Raw genomic sequence first — 21,844 nt, forward strand, 5'->3', positions numbered from 1 at the left:
ATTATGGTTTTAAAAAAAGAAAACATACTTATTGTTGATGACGATATCAATATTTTAGAGCTCTTGCAACGCCATTTGCACACTTGGGGTTACCACGTTTACAAAGCTATATCCGTACGCGAGGCCGTTAATATTTTAAAAGATAACACCATTAATTTGTTAATTACCGATCTTAAAATGCCAGAAATTGATGGGTTTGAACTCATCAAATTTGTGTCGGAACATTATCCTAAATTACCAAAATTAATTGTTACCGGGTATCCTTCTGTCCAAGACTCGCTAAGTGCCATAAAATCTGGAGTTGCAGAATATTTAACTAAACCATTTACAAAAAACGAACTCAAATTGGCCGTAGATAAATCGTTAGCCAGTAATCCAACATTCCAAAAAATCAGTCAAAAAGAAGCGCCCAAAGAGAACACATCTTATGGGGAAATAATTGGCGCTTCACAAAAAATAACCGCCGTTATAGAAATTATAAAACGTGTAAAAAACAATAAAGCTACTATTTTTATAAATGGAGAAAGTGGCACAGGTAAAGAGTTGGTAGCACTTGCTATTCATTATCAAGGCAAATTTTCTAGAGCGCCCTTTATTGTTGTTAATTGCGGCGCTATTCCAGAAAACTTATTAGAATCTGAACTTTTTGGTTACGTTAAAGGGGCCTTTACTGGAGCTGATAACGATAGGAATGGTTTTTTTCAGGCTTCAAATGGCGGTACTATTTTTTTAGATGAAATAGGCAACGCTTCACTAGCCGTACAATCGCGATTATTACGCGTTTTGCAAGAGAAAAAAGTAATGAAAGTGGGATCGCAAAAAACGGAAGATATAGATGTTAGAATTATTTCGGCTACCAATAGTGACTTAAAAGAGCTGATTAACAAAAACCTTTTTAGAGAGGATTTGTATTACCGTTTAACGGTCGTTGAAATTAATGTAGCGCCGCTAAGAGAACGCAAAGAGGATATCCCGTTGTTAGTCGATAAATTTCTTTTCAAATATGGTATAGAATACAAAGACCGTTATGTTAAAATAAGTCCTGAAGCTTTAGAAATCCTTCAAAGGCACGATTGGCCAGGAAATATTAGAGAATTAGAAAACATTTTACAACATGCCGTTATTATGTGCGATACTAATATTGAGGTCTCGCATCTTCCCAATCATTTAAAATATAATATAGACTTTTCAACTAGCGCGCTTTTGTCTTTAAAGGAAATGGAAAAACAATACATACAAAAGGTGTTAAACGCGACTAATAATAACAAAACAAAGGCTGCTAAAATCCTTCAAATAGACAGAAAAACCATCAGACAAAAACTTTCAGAATAACGATTTAAATACGGTACATTTTTACGCAACCGGGTATAATTGTACCACATTATAAAAAAGCACCACCCGTTATTCACTACTTAATAACCACACTAACAATAAGTTAAACAAAACTTTACCTATTCACGTGTTTGTGGTATGCCTCTTGCCCATACCTACACAATAAAGCACGAATACCATTATGCAGGTTACCACTATTAACTTATGTCAAAGTTGCCTACACGTTAACGCCTGTGTTCTAACAACATTAAAAGAACTTGTTTTTTCTTGTAGTGAATTTGATGAAATGAATGAGGAAGTGGCTTATGATATTAAAAATACGGTAGCGTAGCATTTAAAATGAGTGTAGCCCCAAAAATGGCATCTTAACATTTTGTAATTAAAAGCGTTAAAAGCATAAGATTATAAAACATCTATATTTAAATGGCTTATCTTAGATTATTGATAAAAATAGTACTGAAAAAATAATATAAATTTAAAACAATGACAATAGCAACAACTGCGAAAGGAGACAAAAAACCCGCTGCAAAAAAAGGCATGATGGAGAACGTTTTGGAACAGTTTAATACAGCTGCAGACAAAATTAACCTTCACCCAAGCATTCGTAAGATTTTAAGTATTACGAATAACGAAATTATTGTTCACTTTCCTGTAAAAATGGACAACGGTGATGTTGAAATTTTTACTGGATACAGAGTGCAACACAATAACGCTTTAGGACCTTATAAAGGAGGTTTACGCTACCACCCTACGGTAGATATTGATGCTGCTAGAGCTCTAGCAATGTGGATGACTTGGAAAACTTCTCTAGCTGGCTTACCTTACGGTGGTGGTAAAGGTGGTATTCAATTAGATCCTTCATTATATTCTAAAAACGAATTAGAGCGTATTACAAGACGTTTTACTTTTGCTTTAGCAGATAACATAGGACCAGAACACGATATTCCTGCTCCAGATATTAACACTAACGCCCAAACTATGGCTTGGATGGCAGATACTTATATGAGTACAAGACCACCAGCTGAACGTTCTGCAAACCAACACGTCGTTACTGGAAAACCAGCAGGAAGTGGTGGATTAGAAGGTAGAGATCGCGCAACAGGTTACGGTGTGTATTTAACCATTAAATTCTGGGCAGAAAACAAAAATATAGATCTTAATGGTAAAAAATTCATCGTTCAAGGTTTTGGTAATGTGGGTTACTGGGCCTCTCATTTCTTAGAAATTGAAGGAGCTAAACTAGTCGCTGTTCAAGATGCTTTTGGAAGTATTCAAAACCAAGAAGGTATTAAAGTAGCGGATTTATTTAACTATAGCAAAGCAAACGACGGTAGTATAGTAGATTTCCCTAACACAGAAGTTCTAGATGGTAAAGAATTCTTTAGTGTAGAGTGCGATATTTGTATTCCTGCTGCCTTAGGAAACCAAATTACAGAAAAAAACGCACATTCTATTAAAGCGATGTTAATTGCTGAAGGTGCAAATGGACCAACTAACGTAGAAGGAGAAAAAATTCTTTTAGATCGTGGTATCACTATCATTCCAGATATTTTATGTAATTCGGGAGGTGTCGTAGGTAGTTATTTCGAATGGCTTCAAAACCGTAATGGTGAATTATGGATGCTTGACGAGGTTATGGCTAAACTTGATAAGAAACTAAAAGAATCTTATAATAAAGTACACGCTTACTCTGAAAGTAAATCTATGGATATGAGAACTGCTGCTTACTGTATAGCAATAGAACGTATTGAGAAAGCATATATTCAAAGAGGAATTTTTCCATGATAGTTAATTATATAGCACCCTAATTATGAAGTATGAAAATTTAATTTTAGAAAAAAAAGAGTATGTGTATTTAAAACGTATTCTTAATGTGTCTGGATATTCGGAAAGTTCGGAAATTCAGAAATCGATAATTAAATTAAACGAGGAGTTGAAAGACGCCCGTGTTTTAAACGAAGACGAAATGCCATTAGACGTTATTAGGTTTAATAGCAAAGTATCGGTAATTTCAGATCAAGGGTGGGAAAAAACAATTCAGATTGTTATTCCTAGTGAACGCGATTTTAAACAAAATAAAATTTCCATTCTTACTCCAATGGGCGCTGCTTTATTTGGGTATGCTACGGGCGATCCTGTAATTTGGGATTTCCCTACTGGAAAGCAACATTTTACAATTACAGCAGTCGAACAAGTAGAAAGTAGCAACGGCATTGATGTATTGTTATAAAAAATAGTAAATATGGATACCAATAACACAGAAATATATAATCACGATGATGATTTAGAAGTGACTCACAAAATCAATACGATTGAGTTAGAAAACTGGATTACGCATATAACATATATTGAGAAGGAATTAAATAATCTGATTGGTTTATGTAAACAACAAGTAAACGAAGCCGAAGATAAAGAGTCTATTTTAGAACGTTTTTTAGAAAAGAAAGCTAAAAACGAAGTCCTTAAAATGGCCCTCGAAAAGTACTCTTTATCTCGTGCTAACTTAAAAGAGTGCGAAGATATGGCCTGCGATATGGTGTATATCTCGGAGCACGAAAGTTACCGTTTACGTTATCTTGTCCATTTAGATAGTTACAGAACTATAAAAGATGATTTTTTTAGCAAAGTTCAGGCTAATACAGAGGTGGAAAACAATAAATAACAATCTGTAAAGTACTGATTAAAATTTATTAGTTAACACCACCAAGCGATATTATAATAGTGAAAGAGCTACTTCGAAAGGAGTGGCTTTTTTATTTTTAGGCCTCAAAAAATAAAACGTGACATATTGAATTATTTTTAATAACTTAATAGGGACTAAATACTTACGCCATTTTACTGTAACTCTATTTAAATTATTAACTGTTATGAAAACTCCAAAACGATTAGAACATGCCATAACAAAACTGTATAACGCTTTTCATAGTGGGGAATTGCACCCCGATTGCTGTATCCAGTGCGCTGTAGGAAATATTTGCGACAACACAGATACTTGGAAACTACTCACAGAAAGTCACGGCTCTTTAAAATTGAGTTATTTAGGGACTTTAAATCAGAATTTTGGAAGAAAGGTGTTCGGCTATACGCCTATAGAGCTCCTAAATATTGAAGCGACATTTTTAAAAGGCTGTGGTTACGCGCTACCCCTTACAAAAACATCTTATAAACCAATCAACCCTAAAGATAAAAATCTTCAATTTAACGGACTCTGTTTGGTCGTTGCCTTGCTCTGCAAATTAGATAATATGCCTAATGTTATGGATTTCTCTAAGTTATTTGAAATGGAAAATAACATACCAAAACACGAACTACAATTCTAATTGTCCCTATGTCTAGGAATAACATAATTCGTAAATGTTTTTAAGAGAAATTGTAGCTTGGGTGTAATAAACGCTTTACAGAAAGGCTTTTCGGGATCGTTATAATAGTAATCTTTAAATTTTTCTTTTGAAGGTTTAAAGCCCGCAAAAAACAATGTTTTTGTAATAATTGGTACATTGAATTGAAGCTGCAAAGTGGCCAAAATCAACAAGACTTCTTGATAGTATTCCTCCGAAAACACATAAACCGCCGATCGGTATTTTTCACGCATAGAATGATTGGAAGTGCTTTTATGCGTTAATAAGTGAATTTCGGTAAGTACATTTAAAGGCATTACTTTGGGATTAAAATGAACAATAACGGCTTCAGAAAAAGCAGTCTCCGCTCCTACTGAAGCCACAAAACCTTGTTCTACTTTTGTAACACCTTTCAACGATTGAAACACCGCTTCTGTGCACCAGTGGCAACCGCCACCAAAGGCAATCTTTGTCATTTGTAATAACTACTTTTTATTAGATACTATAGAGTTTATAATCTACTGTAAAAAAAAAGCAGTAATTAAAAATTACTGCTTTTTTAGTTTGTGTGTTATATTATTTCTGCGCTGAGTCCGGCTTGCAATAGTTTAGAGCAGCGCGGCTCTAAATCTTTAAGGTCTCCCGTTTTTACTGTACATTGTCCTTTATAATGTACTAAAAGAGAACATTGTTCTGCTTGTTCTGGCGTATGATCGCAAGCATAAATAAGCGTATCTATAACGTAATCGAAAGTATTTACTTCGTCATTATACAAAACAATCTCATTGTCTTTTTTCTCTTGCTTTTCTACTTTAATCTTCTCTAAAACCTTTTCTTTTGTACTCATAATCAATTATTTGTACTAATGTGTTAATTTTTAAATTGTAACGCAACCCAATTATTACGTTCTAACTTAGACTCAAAAACTAGGCCATTTTTATTACATTCTTTTTCAATACTAGCACTATCAATATCGTAAAAACCACTGAGATATAATGTTCCATTTTCATTCAGACAATTCGCATAAATTTTGATATCGTTTAATAAAATATTTCGATTTATATTCGCAATAATAACATCGTAATGTTTGTTATCTAAAAGGCTTGCATCGCCTTCGTAGATGTTTACGTGTGGCACATTATTACGCTCTATATTCTCTAAACTGTTTACATAACACCAGTTATCTATATCGATAGCGTCAATCTGTTTAGCACCTCTTAAGGCTGCCAAAATGGCTAACACTCCTGTTCCGCAGCCCATATCCAACACCGTTTTATCTTTAACGTCGGCCGTTAAAAGGTGCTGAAGCATCATATGTGTAGTTTCGTGGTGCCCAGTACCAAAGCTCATCTTAGGCTCGATAATAATATCGTATATCGTCTCTGGCTTAGCATGAAATGGTGCACGCACAGAACACAAATCGTCTACCACGATAGGATTAAAATTTTTCTCCCACTCTACATTCCAATTTACTGGTTCTATATCTTCGTGCGTGTACGAAATCTCAAACTCATCCGATTGTAAGACAAAAATATCTTTTAAAATATCCTCGTGCCACTCCTCTTTTTGAATGTAGGCTGTTACCCCTGTTTCGGTTTCTACAAAGCTTTCGAAGCCTGCATAGCCTAATTCGGCAATTAATATTTCGACTGCAGATTCTATAGGTTTTACTGTAAAATAATACCCGATATAAATTGTATTAGACATTTAATTTCCCTTTTATTAGTGAATACTTTCCTTGCATTTGCGAGGAAGATTACTCTTTCCTTATTAATTTTAAAATTACTATCGTAAGCGAGGTGTAAAAACCTCCCCCTTATGTTAACGCTCTAAAAGGCATTAACAATAGCGTAAAAATCTTCGGCTTTTAAAGCGGCGCCTCCAATTAAACCACCATCGACATCTGGCTTAGAAAATATCTCTTTAGCATTGGCCGGCTTTACGCTACCGCCATATAAAATAGACATATCGTTTGCCACGCTGTCGCCGTAGGTATCACGTAACGTTTTACGTATAAATTGGTGCATCTCCTGCGCTTGATCTGGACTCGCAGTTTCGCCAGTACCAATAGCCCAAACGGGTTCGTAAGCCAAAACAATATTCTTAAAAGCGGAAGCTTTTAGGTGAAATAAAGCTTTTTTTATTTGATTAGCGACCACCGTTTCTTGGGTATTCGCTTGTCGGTCGGACAATTCTTCACCAAAACAGAAAATAAAACGCATTTCACTTTCTAGTGCAGTATCTACTTTTTTTGCTAGCATCTCGTCGGTTTCATTAAAATAAGCACGACGTTCGCTATGGCCTAGAATAACGGTATTAACACCAATACTTTTTAACATTTCGGCACTTACTTCTCCAGTATATGCTCCGTTTTTAGCGAAATGCATATTTTGAGCAATAACCTCTATTGGGCTACTTTTTAGGTTTTCGGTGGTGTGCCATAAGTTAGTAAATGTTGGCGCAATCATAACCTCTGCAGTCGAGGTTTGATTTTGTCTTTTTAAATCTGAGATTAAAGCTACTGATTGTGCTAAATCGTTATTCATTTTCCAGTTTCCGGCTACAATATGTTTTCTCATCGTTATGTTATTGAAGTTTTACTTTGGGATCTAACCAAGCGTATATGATATCTACAAAAATATTAATTATTATAAAGAGTAAAGCGATGATTAATACCGCGCCCATTATAACTGGCAAATCTAAGGTATTTAACGCATTTACTATTTCTTTTCCTAAACCATTCCATCCAAAGATATATTCTACAAAAACAGCCCCAGCTAACATTGAGGCAAACCAACCTGAAATAGCAGTAACCACAGGGTTCATTGCATTTTTAATGGCGTGCGATTTAATAATTTGAAACTCGCTTAATCCCTTGGCTCTCGCGGTGCGGATATAATCTTGGTTTAAGACTTCTAGAAGCGAATTTCGCATTAATTGTATAACTACGGCAAGGGGCCTAATTCCTAAAACAATGGCTGGCAAAATTAAGTTTTTCCATTTTATATGCATAGACTCGCCATAATCGTCAAGCTCTAATAAGCTACCGGTCATCTCTAAATTGGTGTATTTATGTAAAACGAAACCAAAAACCCAAGCAAACACAATAGCGCTAAAAAATGACGGTACACTCATACCAATCGTACTCGTAATTTGAATAACTTTATCTAAAAACGTGTTTTTATATAAGGCCGAAATAACACCTAAAAAAATCCCTAGAACTAAAGCTATGATAATAGCCGAAATAGCCAATACAAACGTATTGGGTAAGGTTTCCGCTAATACCTGACTTACTTTTTTACCTTGCTTGGTAAACGATTCTCTTAAATACGGAAATTTTATAACCGTGGTTATATCTCCTAGAGTAAACAGTTGTGCCGCTGTATATTTATCTGGCGACAAATACGTATAGTCATCGGGTGAGTTGGAATGCAACGAAATGGGTGACACATCGTTTAAGTAATAAAAATACTGCGTACTAATAGGTTTATCGAAACCATATTTTCGCTTAACGATAGCCAATTGCTCACTGTCTTCATTTTGACCCAACATCATCTGTGCTGGGTCGCCAGGAAGAACATTAAACAGAAAAAAAATCACGGTCACTACTCCAAATAAAGTAAGGAGTGCATAAAATGTTTTATTTAAAAAATAAGATACCAATTATACGAGTTAATCTTTAAGGGTTACTTGAATAACACTCGTGTAATTCTTTGTGGTTATCTCTTTAATTTGCATAGTATCTTTAATCACATTTACAGCTTCAATAGTTTCAGCATCTATAGCGTCAAGTTCTGCTAATGTTACTTCTTCTCCGTCTAATAAAAACAAAGTATTATCTACGTCTTCAGTTATAAATGGTGATTCTACTATTGGTTTTGGTTCCGGAGCTCTTTTTACTTCTGGTAACTCTAATTGATCGAGATCATTGAAGTGCATTTTCTGAATAACGGTTCCTTTTTTTAATTTTAAAACGCCCGGATTAGAACGAACAATCGTCTTTAACGCCGTTTCATCACAGAAATAAAAATCAAAATTTAAGTTGTAATGCTCCTTAATAGCCTTTTGTTCTTCTGCTCCCGTTGCCGTTAAACCAATAACGTCGTAACCATTAGCAATCGCTTTATCGGTTGCTGTTTTAATAATTTTTAATCCTTCAGCCTCAGCTTTTCTTAAATTATAAGCGACAATTAAGATCACATTGTCTAATTCTAGAATTTCTGCCGTAAAATCTTCACCATCTTTTTCTATAGAGAAATCGTGAATTGGCGGTTCGTAAGCATCTCTAATTGTATTGGTCTCTACGCGTACTAATTCGCCATCTACCTCTGGATAGCCTTCCGTTACGGTATGTTTTTCTTCTTTACCATTTACATTAAATACATACGTGTATTCTATAATCGCTTGTGGTGCATCGTCTGGAACAGACATATTTTGTTGAATATTTGCCCCTAATCTATACGGTCTAAAATCGATTGACGGTAAGTGCATTAACACTTGGTAAGCAAAGCCTAAAGACGCTATAAAACCAACCAACGCAATAAGTGTTGTTGCAAAATTATTAAAGAACGGTTTTATATATTTTTGGCCAGCAAAAACAATAAGTATTAAAACCAATAGAACAGCATCCTTAGTAAAACTCTCCCAAGGTGTCATGGCCATAGCATCGCCAAAACATCCGCAGTCTTTTACTTTATCGAAATATGCAGAATAGAAGGTTAAGAAGGTAAAGAAAACAATCATCAACAACAAACTCCATATTGTAAATTTAGGTTTATACCCAAGGATTAAAAAGAGGCCTAAAAGCACTTCTAAAACGACTACTATAACAGATATCCCCAAAGCATAGGGCATAAAAAACGGTAAATCTAATACCGTTGCCCCAAAATACTCTTCTAATTTAAAAGCAAACCCTATAGGGTCATTTAATTTGATGAATCCTGAAATGATAAAAAATATACCGACAAAAATGCGGCAAAAACCTACTAATATTCTCATAATTTTATTCTTCTTTTAAATGTATTAATGCAAAAATAGCATAGTTAATTATATCTTGATAATTAGCATCTATACCTTCGCTTACTATTGTTTTTCCTGAATTGTCTTCAATTTGCTTTACGCGTAATAATTTCTGCAAAATCAAATCGGTTAACGAGCTTACTCGCATATCGCGCCACGCTTCACCGTAATCGTGATTTTTATTTTGCATTAGCGTTTTGGTTAGCGCTACTTTTTCGTCGTATAAAATGGTCGCTTCTTCGGTTGTTAAATCGGGTTGCTCCACCACGCCTTTCTCCAATTGAATTAACGCCATTACGGAGTAGTTTATTATACCTATAAACTCACTTTGTTCACCTTCATCTACCTTTCTTACGCCGTTTTGCTGAAGTCCTCGAATGCGTTGTGCTTTTATAAAAATTTGATCGGTAAGCGACGGTAATCTTAAAATTCTCCAAGCGCTACCATAATCAGTCATTTTGTTTGTAAACAAGGCGCGACAGGTATTTATTACAGCATCGTATTGTTTTGACGTATTTTGCATAAACTAATTGAATTTTGTGTAAATTTCGCTTAATTTTTTCAAATGTTCAACGTTTATGGTTTAAACTTTTCTTAAGCCTTATAAACACCATATATAATAGCACAAATGACTTTAAATTGTAATGGGAAATTGGTAGATATTTCGTCGCCGAAAGTAATGGGCATTCTTAACGTTACGCCCGATTCTTTTTTTGATGGCGGCGCTTATAACAGCGACTCACATTGCCTTAAACAGGTAGAAAAAATGCTTTCTGAAGGTGCCACTTTTATAGATATCGGTGCCTACAGCTCCAAACCAAATGCGACCACTGTTAGCACAAACGAAGAACTCGAGCGTATTATTCCTGTTATTAAAGTATTGGTTGAAAGCTTTCCGGATATTATTTTATCGGTGGATACCTTTAGAGCTGAAGTTGCCAAACACGCCATTGCAGCGGGAGCGGCTATAATAAACGATATTTCGGCTGGCCATTTAGACGTGAATATGCTAAAAACTATTGCCGACTATAACGTGCCCTATATTATGATGCATATGCGCGGAACACCACAAACAATGCAGCAGCAAACCGAATATGATGATTTACTAAAAGACATACTGCTTTATTTTTCGGAGCGTATTCAAGCTGCTCGTGCTTTAGGGGTTAACGATATTATTTTAGATCCTGGCTTCGGATTTGCTAAAACTACCGCTCAGAATTTCGAATTACTCAATAAATTAGACGATTTTAAAATTACAGACTTACCTTTGCTTGCCGGTATCTCTAGAAAATCTATGATTTACAAAACGCTTAATACAACACCCAAATACGCTTTGAATGGCACAACGGCCTTACATATGATTGCTCTGGAAAGAGGCGCTCATATTTTACGTGCACACGATGTTAAAGAAGCTGTTGAAGCCATTACGTTACACCATCAATTACACACCTAAATGAAACAGTTATTAGTTTGCCTTGCGCTTCTATTTTTCAGCGCTTGCTCCGAAGACAAATCGGTATTACTTCCAGAAATTAACGGGGCGGCGATTACAGAGATCACCGATGTTTCTCCGGCCTATATTTTTTATAATGAAACGCAAAAAGACAGTGTAGAATTAAACCGAAAAAGTCTTATAATATCAACCAATTGGTTGGTAAATATTGACCGCCGTTTAACGCTGAAACAAGCTTTACCTTCTATAATTACATTGCAAGAAAAAAAACGCGGCGCAGGAATGCATAAAAATGAAAGCGCAAAAAACTTTTTTACTTGTAACGATACCTCTATTAAAAATTTAGGATTTATAGATTTTACCGATGTCGTATACTCTAGAAATAACACGCCCGACACAACAGAAGGTCGTTATGCCGTTACTATTTTTAAAGTGGATAGCATTGCTATTCATTCGGTAAATCATAAAATTATCAATCTTAAAAGCGACGATTTATTAGATAGTATACAACAATTAGCATCGAGTTCTTCGACATTGAAACACTTCACTTTAAACTTCAATTCCAAGGTGACATTTCAAGATTACATCACTATAAAATCTAAACTTTCAAATTTAAAGAGTGATAATTTAGCTATTAGCAAAAATGAATTTATCTTTAATTAAATTTAAACCCCACTTAAAACAACAACCGCTTGGAAATTTTCGATACCATTTTAAATTTTAGTTTAGTAGATATTATAGATGTTGTGCTGGTTGCGCTCCTGCTATATTATGTTTACAAATTGGTTCGCGGTACCGTGGCCATAAATATTTTTATTGGTATTGTTATTATTTACATTATCTGGAAAATAACACAAGCGCTTCAAATGCAACTATTAAGTAATATTCTTGGTGGTTTTATTAGTGTAGGTATGTTTGCGCTTATAGTGGTTTTTCAGCAGGAAATTAGAAAATTTTTATTGATGATTGGCTCCACAAATTTTGGAGCAAAACGCAAATTTTTAAGTCAGTTAAAATTCTTTAAAACCGAAGGCATCTCGAATACTGATATCGAAACTATTATAGCGGCGTGTACTAAAATGGCGTCGACAAGAACGGGAGCCTTAATTGTTTTGGAGCGTAATAATAATTTAAATTTTTTAATAAATACGGGAGACGAAATGAATATAACCGTTACCCAACCTATTATAGAAAGTATCTTCTTTAAAAATAGTCCGCTTCATGATGGTGCCATTATTATAGAAAATAATATTGTCAAGGCGACACGTGTTATTTTACCAGTGAATAATGAAAAAACAATACCACAACGTTTTGGTTTACGTCACCGTGCAGCTGTAGGAATTACCGAACGTACCGATGCGATTGCGATTGCTGTAAGTGAAGAAACGGGGCAAATTTCGTGTTTTAAAAATGGTGATTTCTTACCCTTTGATAACATCGCAGATTTAATAGCGATTATAAAAGAGGATTTGGATTAACGATTACTTTACCACTTCCGCCTTTAAAAACTGAACTTCGTATAGATTTCTATAATATCCATTGTCATTTTTAAGCAGTTCGCTATGCGAGCCTTGTTCAACAATATTACCAGAATCCATTACAATTATTTTATCTGCTTTTTGAATCGTTGCCAAACGGTGTGCAATTATAATAGAGGTTCTACCTTTTGTAATCTTATCTGTCGCATTTTGAATTAATTGCTCCGAATAAGAATCTACAGACGACGTGGCTTCATCTAAAATTAAAATACTCGGGTTTGTAACATACGCGCGTAAAAAAGAAATTAACTGGCGCTGTCCAGAAGACAACATTGCCCCTCTTTCTTTTACATTATAATGGTAACCACCAGGTAAACTCATTATAAAATCGTGGATACCAATATCTTTTGCTGCTTGCTGTACTACCGTTTCAGAAACCTCTGGATTATTTAAGGTAATGTTCGCTAATACCGTATCAGCAAACAGAAACACATCTTGTAAAACCACCGCTATTCGCGAGCGTAATGACGCTAAAGTGACGTCTTTAATATTAATAGTATCAACGGTAATAACACCACTATTAATTTCGTAAAAACGATTTAGTAAATTAATAATTGTTGATTTCCCTGCACCCGTCGCACCCACGATAGCAACAGTTTCTCCTGCTTTCACCTCAAAGTTAATTCCCTTTAAAACCAATTCATTATCAATATAACTAAAGGTAACGTCTTTAAAACTGATATCGCCTTTAAAGTTTTCTGCTTCAATAGTACCTTCATCATTAATTTGCGAAGTTGTATCAATTACCTTAAACACGCGCTTTGCAGCGACCATACCCATTTGTAGGGTATTAAATTTATCGGCTATTTGTCGTAATGGTCTAAATAACTTAGGAATCATCATTACAAAGGCAAATAAATCACCCTGCGTTGCTGTGCCTTCTAGAACAATGTTTAATCCGCCATACCACACCACTAAACCAAGAGCTACAGACGATAATAATTCTGGAATCGGGAAGAAAATAGAGTTATACCAAATGGTTTTCAACCAGCCTGCCTTATGGCGCTCGTTAATGGCTTTAAATTTATTATATTCGGTAGTTTCTCGCGTAAATAACTGAAGTATTTTCATTCCAGTAACACGCTCTTGAACAAAAGAATTTAAATTGGACACTTCGGTACGCACTTCTTCAAAAGCTCTTTTCATATACTTCTGAAACAGTCTTGTTGCATACAAAACAATTGGTAAGGTTATAAAAACGATAAGACTTAATTGCCAATTCATAAAAATCATTAGGCCAGAAACCACAATCATAACCAGTAAATCGCGAGCAATCATAAAGAGCCCTTGTCCGAAAATATCGGCAATACGCTCCATATCGGTTACCGCTCTAGTAATTAATGTCCCTACAGAAGAATTATCATAATACTTCATCTTAAATTTCAGCATGTGGTTAAATAACATGACACGCACGTCTTTTACCACACTTTGCCCCAACCATGCGGCATAAAAAATAAATAGAAATTGAAAAACAGTTTCCAAAAGTAACATTGCAATCATTAAAATCACAAAAAACAAAAAGCCTTCTTCTTTTTTTTGCGCTACATTTTCGTCTATAGCATAACTTAAAATAAACGGTGATGCTGCACTTAATAAGGCAATTAAAACCACCGATAAAAGGACACCTATAAATACCTTTCTATATGGTTTTATAAACTGAAACAACCTTTTAAATAAGGAGAGATCGAGTATTTTTTCTTTAGGTTTATTCATTTAAATAAATAGATTCTGGATATATAATTTCGCTTAAATACAGCGCTCGAGCGGGTACCGAAAAACCGGCTTCACTCCTACTTTTAGATTGGATGATTTTATGCATATCGCTAACCTCTAATTTCCCAACCCCTATGTTTATTAAGGAGCCCACTATGGCGCGCACCATATTTCGTAAAAACCGATTGGCCTTAATAGTAAACTGAAGTTCGTCGCCAATAATTTGCCATTCCGCTTGCATAATATCGCAATGATACGTTTTTACATCTGTATTACTTTTAGAAAAACATTGAAAATCTTTATACTCCAATAGAATTTTTGAAGCTTTTTTTAGTTTCTCGATATCCAATTGGGGTTTTAAGAAATACGTTTGCTCGTTAATAAACGCATTTTTGCGAATTGCAATACGATAAATGTAAGCGCGACTTAAGGCATCAAAACGTGTGTGTGCTTCAGCGTTTACCTTAAAAATAGAATGAATGACAATATCCTGTGGTAAATACGAATTTAATTTATGCTGAAGTGTTTCAGTTTCAAAAGACATATGTATTTCAAAATGTGCAAACATTTGTAAAGCGTGCACGCCAGCATCGGTACGTCCTGCTCCCATTGTTGTAATAGTAGTTCTTAATAGTAACGACAAGCCTTTATTTAAAACTTCCTGTACAGTGATTGCGTTGGGTTGAATTTGCCAACCGTGATAAGCTTTACCATTATATGAGAGTTCTATAAAATATCGCAAGTATTGTGCTATTTTTGTAAATAATTAAGACTACAAAGATACTTGTTTTTCTTACTAAAGAAATCCTAAATTTATATTAAAAGACCGCTACTTTTTTAACCTTGAGAATATCGCAGTAATGTTGATATTTAGAATACGATTATGAAAAAAATACTTTTACTTTCTGATACCCATAGCTATATAGACGCTGCTATTTTAAAATACGTAAAACAAGCTGACGAGGTGTGGCACGCCGGTGACATTGGCAACTTAGAGGTTACCGATGAAATAAAAAAACTAAAACCACTACGCGGCGTTTACGGTAATATCGACGATGATAAAGCCCGTTTAGAATTTCCAGAAAACAATCGTTTTATGTGTGAAGGTGTCGCTGTATGGATAACACATATTGGCGGTTACCCTAACAAGTATGACCTGCGTATTCGCGAGGAAATCCAGAAAAATCCACCTAAATTATTTATTTGTGGCCATTCTCATATTTTAAAGGTAATGCCCGATAAAAAGCTTAATCTATTACATATGAATCCGGGAGCTATTGGTAAACACGGGTTTCATAATGTGCGCACAATGTTACGTTTTACGATTTCTGGGGATACAATTGCTAATTTAGAAGTTATAGAATTCCCGAAACATTAATAACCATTACAATTATTTAGGTAAACAGCATAAAAAAGCCCAAGATCTTCACCTTGGGCTCACGCACTAATACTACTAAGATGTTAGGTTTATCGTAATCGATCTACAGATTTTACAAGATCTTCATCCTTCTTGATGGCCTTATTAGCTAATGCTAATAACACGATAGACACAATAGGCAAGAAAATCCCAATACCTTTCTCTGAAACGTTAGTTCCTCCAGATATGCTTAGAGATTGATATACAAGTAATCCTAGTAAAATAAAGTTTAATATGATGTTTAGTCGTCCCACGACGAATTGAGACTTCCTATTATTGTACATAAATATAGATACCAAAGATAATACTGCAGAGGCCATAAACATTGCGAAATAGGTTAAATTATCTATTGCAAAGACTTTAATACCAGCGGTAGTAATCCATAAATACAACGCAAAAATTAACCCGCCAGAAACGGAGGCGGCCAATAATAAGTATAATGTCTGTATGCGTTGAATCATTTATTTAAATGGTAATTATCTGGCACAAAAATATAGTTTCTTTTGTAATTTTTATAAAAAAAAATAAAATAAAGTTGTATAATTGCAGTAATAATTTGCAACAATCACGTTAGCAAGATATTAATTCTTCAATAAATAGTATATTTTCTCTGGGAAATATTTCAACTTAAATATTTAAAAAATATTCAATTCAACAACTCAATGTTTGAAATCTCACAATTAAAAGAAATGAAGCTTCCTGAACTACAGGATATAGCTAAAAAACTAAGTGTACCAAAATTCCGCACACTAAAAAAATTAGATTTAGTATATCAAATATTAGATCTACAAGCAGCGAACCCAAATGCTGTGAAAGAAGTTAAAATAGACGAAAATATAGAGACCGATAAAGAAACTCCTAAAAGAGCTCGCGTACAACGTAAAGCGCCTATAAAGAAAAAAACAAACGTTAAAGAATCTACTATAGAGAGTGCGACTGATACGACAAATGATAAAGAGGATGAAAGCACTTTAGCTTTTAAAGAAGACTCTAAAAAAGAGAGCAGTACAACAGAAGCACCGAAAGAAATTTCAAAACTTGAAACGAAATCGGCTCCTAAAGAGTCTCGTAAACCGGCCCCTAAAAAGCCAGTTCACAATCATCAAAACAAAAAAGAGGATAATAAAAACGATAATAAATCGCAAAATCGTCCTGTTAAGAGAGACAACTCTCAAAATAAAAGTAAAAGCAAAAACAGTCCTGGTGACAACGGTAATAAAGATACCAGAAACCGTTATAGAGAACCCGATTATGAGTTCGATGCTATAATTGAAAGCGAAGGTGTTTTAGATATTATGCAAGATGGTTACGGTTTTTTAAGATCGTCAGATTATAATTATCTATCATCGCCCGACGATATTTATGTATCACAATCACAAATTCGTTTATTCGGATTAAAAACAGGAGATACTGTTTTAGGAAATGTTAGACCTCCAAAAGAAGGTGAAAAGTATTTCCCGTTAATTAAAGTCAATAGAATTAATGGTCAAAGCCCAGATGTGGTTAGAGACCGCGTGTCTTTCGAACATTTAACACCATTATTTCCGGAAGAAAAATTCAATCTTGCCGAAAAGCAAAGTACTATTTCTACGCGTATTATGGACTTGTTCTCTCCTATAGGAAAAGGGCAGCGTGGTATGATTGTATCGCAACCAAAAACGGGTAAAACAATGCTTCTTAAGGATGTAGCGAATGCTATTGCAGCAAACCATCCTGAAGTTTATCAAATGATTTTATTAATTGATGAACGCCCTGAAGAGGTAACCGATATGCAACGTAATGTGCGTGGTGAAGTAATTGCTTCAACTTTTGATAAAGAAGCACACGAGCACGTAAAAATTGCTAATATTGTTTTAGAAAAAGCAAAACGATTGGTAGAATGTGGTCACGATGTGGTGATTCTCTTAGATTCTATTACACGTTTAGCAAGAGCTTATAATGCAGTACAACCCCCTTCTGGAAAAATATTAAGTGGTGGTGTTGATTCTAATGCATTACATAAACCAAAACGTTTTTTCGGTGCCGCTAGAAATATAGAAAATGGAGGCTCGTTAACTATAATAGCAACAGCGCTTACCGAAACAGGCTCTAAAATGGATGAAGTAATCTTTGAAGAATTTAAAGGTACTGGTAATATGGAGCTACAATTAGATCGTAAAATTTCTAACCGTAGAATCTTCCCTGCTATCGATTTAACATCATCAAGCACACGTCGCGATGACATTTTATTAGACGAAAGCACAGTACAACGTATGTGGGTTATGCGTAAATATCTTGCAGATATGAACCCGGTTGAAGCTATGGAATTTATAAACCAACGTTTTAAACAAACTAGAAACAACGAAGAGTTTTTAATCTCAATGAACGGTTAAAACACACTTTATATAATAGTAAAGCCTCGTGTTGCATTTTTTACACGAGGCTTTTTTTTTATTAAAGAGTACCCATACTCTCAAAAGACTCCATATTTAGTTAATAAAATGATAAAATAGCTAACTTGGTACGTCCACATTCTTAAATTAATTCTCCTTTTAGTATCTTGTAAGTATTGAGATGCTTTTCGAAAAAACACATTGAAAAACATAATTAAATCATTAAAATTCTACTTGAATTTTGGTGTTTTGTTTTCTCTTTGAGAGACACATCTGTGCTCAATAACTGTCATAACAATTATTATAAATAAAGTAAAACGTATCCGTTAACGAATGAATAAGTTGTCTCAAATTCTGAGCTCTTTTTTTAAAAAAGACTCTGCAACCGGAATTCTATTAATATGCGCCACAGTGCTTGCGTTAATAGTAGCCAATACCCCTTTAAGTTCTTTTTATCAAATGATGATGCACCTAAAATTCAGTTTAGGTTTCGACAATTTATTCATTTCAAAGTCTTTACATCATTGGGTTAACGATGGTTTAATGGCCTTGTTTTTTCTGCTAGTAGGATTAGAGATCAAAAGTGAATTAAAATTTGGACGTTTGCGCTCGTTTAAATCGGCGGTGTTTCCAGTAGTAGCTGCGATAAGTGGTGCCGTATTTCCAGCATTAATTTTCTTTGCTTTTAATAGTGGTACAAAATATATTGATGGGTGGGCAATTCCTATGGCAACAGACATTGCTTTTGTAATTGGTATTTTAGCAATTTTAGGACCTAGAATCCCATCTTGGGCAAAAGTTTTTATCACCACCATTGCTGTGGTCGATGATTTAATTGCCGTTTTAGTTATTGCTTTCTTTTATACCGATCAGATTTACTGGCCCTCCTTAGGTATTGCCTTAGGGTGTACCGTTGTTCTTTTAATCTTTAATTACAGAAAGGTAAACGGCCTAACGCCCTACTTATTTGTAGGTTTCATATTATGGTGGGCGGTTTTATCTTCTGGTATTCACGCCACTATAGCAGGTGTTATTTTAGCGTTTACAATTCCTTTAAATAGAGAATGGGAACTTGATAAAATTAAAAATTTTGCAAAGCGCGGTTTCAAATTATTTTTAAACGCTAAAGACGTTTCACTAGAAGGAACGTCGTCTCAAGCACACTATTTCTTAGAGAAAACACAGCGCGAAATGGAGTCTCCTTTAAAGCGGTTAGAACGTAAATTGCACGGCCCTGTGTATTTCTTTATAATGCCTTTATTTGCCTTTGTTAACGCCGGAATTCTATTTGATTCTGAAATTTTAAGTGAGGCATTACATATATCGATAACTTGGGGAACAATTTTTGGACTATTAATAGGAAAACCTGTTGGGATATTATTCGGTATATGGATTTTACTCAAATTCTTTTATAAAGAAATGCCGAGTTCGAAGGAAGTTTGGAAATTATTTTTTGGAATGTCTCTATTATGCGGAATAGGATTTACGATGTCTTTATTTATTGTAAATCTTTCTTTTGACGATAATTTAATTAAGGAAGAAGCAAAAATGGGAATCCTAATTGCTTCCTTGGTGAGTGGTGTTTTAGGTTACTACGTTCTTCGTTATGCCACCCGTTTTCCAAATTCCATTACAGTAGATAAAACAGGAATGAAACCATAGTTGTTTTTACATTTAGGAAGAGTGATTTATTCAATTCATCAATTATAGGCTGATTTGAACATCACTCTTTTAATTGATTTAATTTAACTGGAATGGTATGCTCTATTAATAAATGAACCTCCTATCTCACTGAAATTCTTTATGAGATAAGCTATCAATATTAAATACATTTTTCAATAAAAGTAGAGGGTATCCTATTAGAAAGTGCTGTATAAAAGTTTTAATATTGAAAGTACTGATAGAATATCGGGTTTTTTGGAATAATTCTCAAAACTTTTGAAACTATAAAAACGATTGTACTTTGTAGGAAAATTTTTAATGTTATCAGACGCGTTATTATTCAGGACAAAGCTATTACTTCCGGAAGCACTTATTAACTATTTCGAATTGACAAAACATAAGAGAAGGAAAAACGTTCCATTTCTATTTTACTGACCGCAATATATTTCCTGACGGCTAAAGTGAGGCGAAGTTTTACTCTAAAGGCTTTTCACTAAGGGGTCGTTTAAGACTTTTTAAAACTTATAAAGAATGTTTTTCTACAGATTGATGAAAACACAAGTGAAATAGTTACAAGAAATTGGCCATTAGTAACAAAAGAACTAAAATTACCAGCGATTTCGCTGATTTTTTAAAAGAACTCTATACGTAATGATACTAGTGGCACAGCAATTGTATCTAAATTCTACGGTGTAAACCCTAGAAGTATGTAAAGGCATTACAAAGATTATTTGAGCGACTTCAATGCTTGAAGTCAAAAGACACACGCATAACAATGGCTGTTGTTTTTAAAAAAATCGGCTGCTACCTTTCTATAAACGAGACCGCTTTTTTCAACGTTGATTTATATACCATTCTAACCAATAAAGATGCAAAAGGAAATAAAAGAGCGATAATATCTATGGTAAAAGGAACCAAGGCAGATGTAGTTATAAAAACACTCCACAAGATGCCTCTAAAACAAAGAAAGAAGGTTAAAGAAGTAACTTTGGATATGGCGGCTAATATGGGGCTTATCGTAAAAAAATCATTCCCAAACGCCACTTTGGTTATAGACCGTTTCCATATCCAAAAACTAGCGTTAGATGCATTGCAAGAAATCAGAATCAAACACAGATGGGAAGCTCTTGACGGATCATTCTCAAAAGTTGTGTGTGAATTGAAATAAAACTCCGTTTTTTGTAAAAAAAAAGTGGACAATTATCTTGAATTACTCAAACTTATTCTTCCTGAATTTTTAATTAATCATTTCGATCTAATAAAAAATACTAAAATGGTGATGTAATGCATCTTTATTTTGAAGAGCGCAATGTGGTTCCTAAAGAAGAGAAATCCAAAATCCTTATTGCCCACGGTTTTCATAAAGAAGTTACTATTCAAGACTTCCCACTACGAGGTAATACTGTATATCTCCATGTAAAACGGCGTAGGTGGCTAGATAAGAACAGTAAGGAGCTTGTTCAACGCGATTGGAATTTAGTAGCACAGGGAACACGGATGACCAACGAGTTTGCTGCTTTTTTAAAAGAAATTAGTCAATACTAAAGCCTCAGACTGCCATACCATAGTCCATTTTTATAACGTGAATGGTAAAAAACTCAGTAGACAATACAGAGAGCACTTAAGTAATTTTAAAGTTTGGAAACAAAGAAAACACGCTAAACAGTGGCTTATTTTTCCTGAAAACATTGGGCCTTACTTGGGATCAAACGTAAAACTTGGGGAGAAACTTTATCTTTGACAAAAACAGATTAGATCTTGGATATAAAATTAGCACAGTATTTGTTACCGGAAGGCGTTATGGATTATTTTGAAATTGTAGACCATAAATCATCAGAAGGTAATGTTCATTTTTACCTAGAAGAAAAGAACGTGCTGCCCAAGGAGTACCAATCAGAATTAGCGCAATCCAAAGGCTTCTTGCCTGAGATAACCGTTGAAGATTTCCCTTTAAGAGGCAAATCGGTACTGCTCCATATAAAGCGTAGACGATGGACTCT

General features: G+C 34.6%; 24 protein-coding genes. 14 read left to right on the forward strand and 10 right to left on the reverse strand.

Annotated elements, in window-relative coordinates:
* The first annotated feature begins 3 nt into the window (after window positions 1-3).
* From ES677_RS12655 to ES677_RS12675, 5 genes are all read left to right on the forward strand, one after another.
* On the forward strand, window positions 4-1,332 hold the full coding sequence (locus ES677_RS12655; protein WP_148381437.1) for a sigma-54-dependent transcriptional regulator: 1,329 nt from the start codon (window positions 4-6) through the stop codon (window positions 1,330-1,332).
* A gap of 483 nt (window positions 1,333-1,815) precedes the next feature.
* Entirely contained in the window at window positions 1,816-3,117 is a 1,302-nt protein-coding gene (locus ES677_RS12660; protein WP_148381438.1) for a Glu/Leu/Phe/Val family dehydrogenase, read from the forward strand.
* A 25-nt stretch (window positions 3,118-3,142) separates the two neighbouring features.
* Entirely contained in the window at window positions 3,143-3,562 is a 420-nt protein-coding gene (locus ES677_RS12665) for a GreA/GreB family elongation factor (RefSeq protein WP_148368269.1), read from the forward strand.
* A gap of 12 nt (window positions 3,563-3,574) precedes the next feature.
* The gene (locus ES677_RS12670; protein WP_148368270.1) at window positions 3,575-3,994 is read left to right on the forward strand and encodes a hypothetical protein; all 420 of its coding nucleotides are present in this window, start codon (window positions 3,575-3,577) and stop codon (window positions 3,992-3,994) included.
* Between the two features lie 205 nt (window positions 3,995-4,199).
* The gene (locus tag ES677_RS12675) at window positions 4,200-4,652 is read left to right on the forward strand and encodes a Na(+)-translocating NADH-quinone reductase subunit F (protein ID WP_148368271.1); all 453 of its coding nucleotides are present in this window, start codon (window positions 4,200-4,202) and stop codon (window positions 4,650-4,652) included.
* Here the strand turns inward: ES677_RS12675 and ES677_RS12680 are convergent.
* The 7 genes from ES677_RS12680 to ES677_RS12710 all read right to left on the reverse strand — a co-directional run bounded on the left by ES677_RS12680 (window position 4,649) and on the right by ES677_RS12710 (window position 10,212).
* The gene (locus ES677_RS12680; RefSeq protein ID WP_148368272.1) at window positions 4,649-5,146 is read right to left on the reverse strand and encodes a peptide-methionine (S)-S-oxide reductase; all 498 of its coding nucleotides are present in this window, start codon (window positions 5,144-5,146) and stop codon (window positions 4,649-4,651) included. The two genes, ES677_RS12675 and ES677_RS12680, sit on opposite strands and share 4 nt — an antisense overlap.
* Before the next feature lie 95 nt (window positions 5,147-5,241).
* The gene (locus tag ES677_RS12685; RefSeq protein ID WP_148368273.1) at window positions 5,242-5,517 is read right to left on the reverse strand and encodes an ATP-dependent Clp protease adaptor ClpS; all 276 of its coding nucleotides are present in this window, start codon (window positions 5,515-5,517) and stop codon (window positions 5,242-5,244) included.
* A 23-nt stretch (window positions 5,518-5,540) separates the two neighbouring features.
* Window positions 5,541-6,377: a 50S ribosomal protein L11 methyltransferase gene (gene prmA, locus ES677_RS12690; RefSeq protein WP_148381439.1), complete on the reverse strand. Its 837-nt coding sequence runs from the start codon at window positions 6,375-6,377 to the stop codon at window positions 5,541-5,543.
* A gap of 122 nt (window positions 6,378-6,499) precedes the next feature.
* Entirely contained in the window at window positions 6,500-7,249 is a 750-nt protein-coding gene (gene tpiA / locus ES677_RS12695; RefSeq protein ID WP_148368275.1) for a triose-phosphate isomerase, read from the reverse strand.
* A 7-nt stretch (window positions 7,250-7,256) separates the two neighbouring features.
* Window positions 7,257-8,333, reverse strand: a complete 1,077-nt coding sequence (locus ES677_RS12700; RefSeq protein ID WP_148368276.1) for an ABC transporter permease — start codon at window positions 8,331-8,333, stop codon at window positions 7,257-7,259.
* 9 nt (window positions 8,334-8,342) lie between these two features.
* Complete coding sequence (locus tag ES677_RS12705) at window positions 8,343-9,668, reverse strand: BT_3928 family protein (protein ID WP_148368277.1); 1,326 nt, start codon at window positions 9,666-9,668, stop codon at window positions 8,343-8,345.
* A gap of 4 nt (window positions 9,669-9,672) precedes the next feature.
* Window positions 9,673-10,212: a DUF1599 domain-containing protein gene (locus ES677_RS12710; RefSeq protein ID WP_148368278.1), complete on the reverse strand. Its 540-nt coding sequence runs from the start codon at window positions 10,210-10,212 to the stop codon at window positions 9,673-9,675.
* 105 nt (window positions 10,213-10,317) lie between these two features.
* On the opposite strand from ES677_RS12710, the gene folP reads away from it, so the two are divergent.
* Genes folP through cdaA form a run of 3 tightly spaced genes read left to right on the forward strand, consistent with a single transcriptional unit; the run spans window position 10,318 to window position 12,620 of the window.
* Complete coding sequence (folP, locus tag ES677_RS12715) at window positions 10,318-11,142, forward strand: dihydropteroate synthase (protein ID WP_148381440.1); 825 nt, start codon at window positions 10,318-10,320, stop codon at window positions 11,140-11,142.
* A complete protein-coding gene (locus ES677_RS12720) occupies window positions 11,143-11,805 on the forward strand; it encodes a hypothetical protein (protein WP_148368280.1) in 663 nt (220 codons plus the stop codon).
* 29 nt (window positions 11,806-11,834) lie between these two features.
* Entirely contained in the window at window positions 11,835-12,620 is a 786-nt protein-coding gene (gene cdaA / locus ES677_RS12725) for a diadenylate cyclase CdaA (RefSeq protein ID WP_148381441.1), read from the forward strand.
* Window positions 12,621-12,623: 3 nt separating this feature from the next.
* Here the strand turns inward: cdaA and ES677_RS12730 are convergent, their stop codons facing one another.
* Both ES677_RS12730 and truA read right to left on the reverse strand, forming a co-directional pair.
* A complete protein-coding gene (locus ES677_RS12730) occupies window positions 12,624-14,393 on the reverse strand; it encodes an ABC transporter ATP-binding protein (RefSeq protein ID WP_148381442.1) in 1,770 nt (589 codons plus the stop codon).
* Window positions 14,386-15,135, reverse strand: a complete 750-nt coding sequence (truA, locus tag ES677_RS12735; protein WP_148368283.1) for a tRNA pseudouridine(38-40) synthase TruA — start codon at window positions 15,133-15,135, stop codon at window positions 14,386-14,388. The genes ES677_RS12730 and truA overlap by 8 nt, the downstream gene beginning before the upstream one ends.
* A 141-nt stretch (window positions 15,136-15,276) precedes the next feature.
* Between truA and ES677_RS12740 the strand changes: the two genes are divergently transcribed.
* Window positions 15,277-15,771 (forward strand): metallophosphoesterase family protein, encoded by a 495-nt coding sequence (locus ES677_RS12740; RefSeq protein ID WP_148368284.1) that lies wholly within the window; start codon window positions 15,277-15,279, stop codon window positions 15,769-15,771.
* Window positions 15,772-15,860: 89 nt separating this feature from the next.
* Here the strand turns inward: ES677_RS12740 and ES677_RS12745 are convergent, their stop codons facing one another.
* Window positions 15,861-16,271, reverse strand: coding sequence for a DUF4293 domain-containing protein (locus ES677_RS12745; RefSeq protein ID WP_148368285.1), 411 nt, complete (start codon window positions 16,269-16,271; stop codon window positions 15,861-15,863).
* A gap of 201 nt (window positions 16,272-16,472) precedes the next feature.
* On the opposite strand from ES677_RS12745, the gene rho reads away from it, so the two are divergent.
* The 5 genes from rho to ES677_RS12775 form a co-directional block, all read left to right on the forward strand.
* Window positions 16,473-18,182, forward strand: coding sequence for a transcription termination factor Rho (rho, locus tag ES677_RS12750; protein WP_148381443.1), 1,710 nt, complete (start codon window positions 16,473-16,475; stop codon window positions 18,180-18,182).
* 333 nt (window positions 18,183-18,515) lie between these two features.
* On the forward strand, window positions 18,516-19,844 hold the full coding sequence (gene nhaA / locus ES677_RS12755; protein ID WP_148368287.1) for a Na+/H+ antiporter NhaA: 1,329 nt from the start codon (window positions 18,516-18,518) through the stop codon (window positions 19,842-19,844).
* A 775-nt stretch (window positions 19,845-20,619) separates the two neighbouring features.
* Window positions 20,620-21,012 (forward strand): transposase, encoded by a 393-nt coding sequence (locus tag ES677_RS12760; protein ID WP_148381444.1) that lies wholly within the window; start codon window positions 20,620-20,622, stop codon window positions 21,010-21,012.
* Window positions 21,013-21,128: 116 nt separating this feature from the next.
* Complete coding sequence (locus ES677_RS12765; protein ID WP_317130615.1) at window positions 21,129-21,389, forward strand: ISAon1 family transposase N-terminal region protein; 261 nt, start codon at window positions 21,129-21,131, stop codon at window positions 21,387-21,389.
* A gap of 213 nt (window positions 21,390-21,602) precedes the next feature.
* Window positions 21,603-21,844, forward strand: a 242-nt coding sequence (locus ES677_RS12775) for an ISAon1 family transposase N-terminal region protein (RefSeq protein WP_148381445.1), incomplete at its 3' end; no start/stop codon positions are given.

Origin of the sequence: Bizionia gelidisalsuginis (assembly GCF_008086185.1) — a bacterium.
GTDB lineage: Bacteria > Bacteroidota > Bacteroidia > Flavobacteriales > Flavobacteriaceae > Bizionia > Bizionia saleffrena.